Below are 3392 nucleotides of genomic sequence, written 5' to 3' on the forward strand. Positions count from 1 at the left end.
TCAAACCGTCCTACTCGCGCCCGCGCGGGTCGAACGACAATGCGTACGCCGAGGCGCTCTTTCGCACCGCCAAGTATCGCCCGGAGTTCCCCGCTCGCGGCTTCGGCACCCTCGAAGACGCTCGCCTCTGGGCCAACGACTTCGTCCGCTGGTACAACACCGAGCACCTCCACAGTGGCCTCCGATACGTCACCCCGGAGCAGCGCCACGCCGGGGAGGACCTCACCATTCTGGCTGCTCGCGATCAGCTCTACCGAGCCGCTCGACAAGCCCACCCGACGCGCTGGAGCCGCCATACCCGGAACTGGACACCCGCACCTCCCGTGACCCTCAACCCCGAGCGCAACCCCGCGACCGCGCCGCAAGCTCCTCAAAGTATGCCAATCGCAGCATGAGTCCAGGCGACAACTAGCTTGACATTCACCGCTTGGCATCGAGTGCCTTCTGCGCGTCCTTCACGGCCTTGCTGGCGACTGCTTCCTGTTCGATCAGGTCGGCGTAGGAGTTGAGCAGCTTGCGCTCGTCGGCGGCGTCCTTGTCATGCCTGATCTCGGCCAGCCGCGCCTTGACGGTGGCCTTGGTGAGCTTGCCCTTGTCGTTCTTCGCTTCGGCCAGCAGTCCATCCTCGCCGCCGTATTCCTCGTCCATCTCTTCCATCTGGCGGCTGATGGCGTCGCGCCCGGCTTCAAGTTGCTCGATGGCCGCCTGCTCGGCGGCGAAATAGCGGGCGACGATCAGCACGGGCGGGATCAAATCGACGTTGTTTTTGCCGTCGACCGTGGCCGCCCAGCCGTCGCTGGCGATCATCCACGCATCGTCCTGCATGGTCTCGGCCCAGTAGTCCAGCAGGTGCTGATAGACGCCGTAGGGGTCGATCAGTGAGGCGATGGCTTCATTGTTGCGGAAGGTGTCCAGCAGGTTTTCCGCGAGTGTCTCGATCAGCAGCTTGGGGCGGTCGCCCTGTTTGATGCCGGTGAGCAGCGGGGTATTGGTTGCTTTCCAGTAGGCATACAGCGCACTGACTTGTTGGTTGAAGGCGGTGAATTCGGGATGGGCGAAGATCGTCGCCTTGATCTGGCTGGCTTCGACCCTGGGCTGGCTGTAGCCGGCGCGATCGGCATCGGCAAACAATTCGCCGCGCATGCCGGGGAAGACCTGCCAGTAGGCAGCCAAGCCGTCGATGTCGGCATTGGGGATGCCGCCCTTGAGATGGGCCGCGATGTCCTGAACGTCTTCCGGCTCGGTGCTGTCGATGTAGCGCGGCAGGTTGAGGTTGAAGTCGTTGCCCTCGATCTCGGCCAGCGGCACCAGGCGCGAATACTTGGGGATGTCCAACTGGCGGTTGAAGGTATCGACGATCTTGTGGATGTCCTGCGCCCGCAGCCGGTTCTTGTTGCCATCCTTGATGAAGCCCTTGCTGGCATCGACCATGAAGATGCCCTTGCGTCCCGCCGCACCTTCCTTGTCCAGCACGAGAATGCAGGCCGGGATGCCGGTGCCGTAGAACAGGTTGGCCGGCAGGCCGATGATGCCCTTGATGAAGCCGCGCCGGACGAGGTTCTTGCGGATCACCGCCTCGGCACCGCCCCGGAACAGCACGCCGTGCGGGTGGATCACCGCGCCCTTGCCGGTACTCTTGAGCGAGGCGAGGATGTGCAGCAGGAAGGCGTAATCGCCGTTCTTGGCCGGTGGCAGGCCGTAGGCGAAGCGCCCAAAGAGGTCGTTGGCCGGGTCAAGTCCGCTCATCCAGGCCTTGACCGAGAACGGGAAATTGGCGACCACGAAGTCGAAGGTCTTCAGGCGGCCGTCGGCCTGCTTGAAATGCGGATGCGAGAGGACGTTGTCCTGCCAGATTTCCGCCGTCGGGCAGTCGTGCAGCACCATGTTCATGCGCGCCAGCGCCGAGGTGGCGTTGTCCATCTCCTGCCCGTAGAGCGCCAGGTCCAGCCCGGTGCGGCTCCTGGCTTCGTCGTGGGCCTTGAGCAGCAGCGAGCCGGAACCGCAGGTGGGGTCGTAGATGCTCTGCCCGGCGTGGAAGGCCTTGCCCAGGTCGATGACCATGGACATGACGCGGGAGACTTCCGCCGGGGTGTAGAACTGGCCCTTGCTCTTGCCCGATTCGGTGGCGAAGTGGCGCATCAGGTATTCGTAGGCGTCACCGAGCAGGTCGTCGCCATCGGCCCGATTGCCGCCGAAATTCAGGCCCTCGAAGATGGCGACGAGCTTGGTCAGCCGCTGCACCATGGCGTCGGCCTTGCCGAGCTTTTCCTCGTCGTTGAAGTCGGCGACGTTGATCGCGCCCTTGAGGCTGTCGTTGGCGTCGGCCAGCTTGCCGATGATCTTGTTGATCCGGTCGCCGATCTCCTTGTTGCCCTTGGCCGCGACCATGTCGGAAAAGCCGCCGGCCGCCGGTACTTCGATCAGGGCGTTGGGATCACCGGCGTACTTGTCGGAAACGTATTTGACGAACAGTAGAATGAGGACGTAATCCTTGTACTGGCTGGCATCCATGCCGCCGCGCAGTTCGTCGCAGGACTTCCAGAGGGAGGAGTAGAGTTCGGACTTCTTGAGGGCCATGAGCGATCAGGTTCGCGTCTTGATGCCAACTGGCACAAGCCATGAACTTTACCGCACGGATGGCAGCGAACAAAGGGGACCGGATCGAGTCGGGCGACATTCACCTCGACTTCGGATGTTGCCACACAGATTCGCCTATTCCGGCCGAGGTCATTCACCCGCTCGACGGTGCGCCAGCCGACCCTTCTTCGCACCCCGCCTTGGCGGTTCAGCGTGCCGGCTCCAATCCACACCGGGGACCGCTGCCCTTCGAGCCGATGCGCTTGCACGCTTCGGCCTGCTCCCGCAGTATCCGCGCCCGTTCCCGTTACAATTCCCGCAACATTTCCCGCGAGCGCGAAGGCGCGGCGACGCCGTTTTTCACTTCGATTCTGGCCCACGAATCTTCCAGTGATGCGAAGGTAAAGCCACGCCTCTTCTGGCGTCGCTTCCGTCAGTGGCCGCCGGTTTTTCCTGTCTGGTTGCCGAAAAAGACATCGCAGACGGTCGCACTGCAGGCCGAGGGAAAAAGCAAGGCGGTATTCATTGAGCTGAACGGCCACCACTGGGAACGCAGGTAACAAGCTGACTGGGGAAGACGTAAACATCATTCTGCCTGTCGCGACGGAAGCCCGGCCCGCCGAAGGAAAGATTCTTGCGGAGCGATTCTTGGCAGACTTTGGAATCGTCGCTGTTGGACCAAACCTTGCCGTAACCTTGGGTATCTATGACTCCCGTCTTGACAGTCTGGCCAGGGGTGCTCTCCGGTCCGCACACTTACACCGGCTTTCAATTGGTTATCGGTACGTCGCGGAATGCTGCGGAAGGCTCGCTAT

2 protein-coding genes are annotated in these 3392 nt (G+C 62.5%); one reads left to right on the forward strand and one right to left on the reverse strand.

Annotated features, from left to right (window positions below; genetic code table 11):
* The coding region (locus NFV80_RS09105) for an integrase core domain-containing protein (RefSeq protein ID WP_296758448.1) at positions 1-395 on the forward strand (395 nt) is incomplete at its 5' end.
* Positions 396-420: 25 nt separating this feature from the next.
* Here the strand turns inward: NFV80_RS09105 and NFV80_RS09110 are convergent.
* On the reverse strand, positions 421-2577 hold the full coding sequence (locus NFV80_RS09110; RefSeq protein WP_296758451.1) for a type I restriction-modification system subunit M: 2157 nt from the start codon (positions 2575-2577) through the stop codon (positions 421-423).
* Positions 2578-3392: the final 815 nt, after the last annotated feature.

Origin of the sequence: Accumulibacter sp. (assembly GCF_023806565.1) — a bacterium.
Taxonomy (GTDB): Bacteria; Pseudomonadota; Gammaproteobacteria; order Burkholderiales; family Rhodocyclaceae; genus Accumulibacter.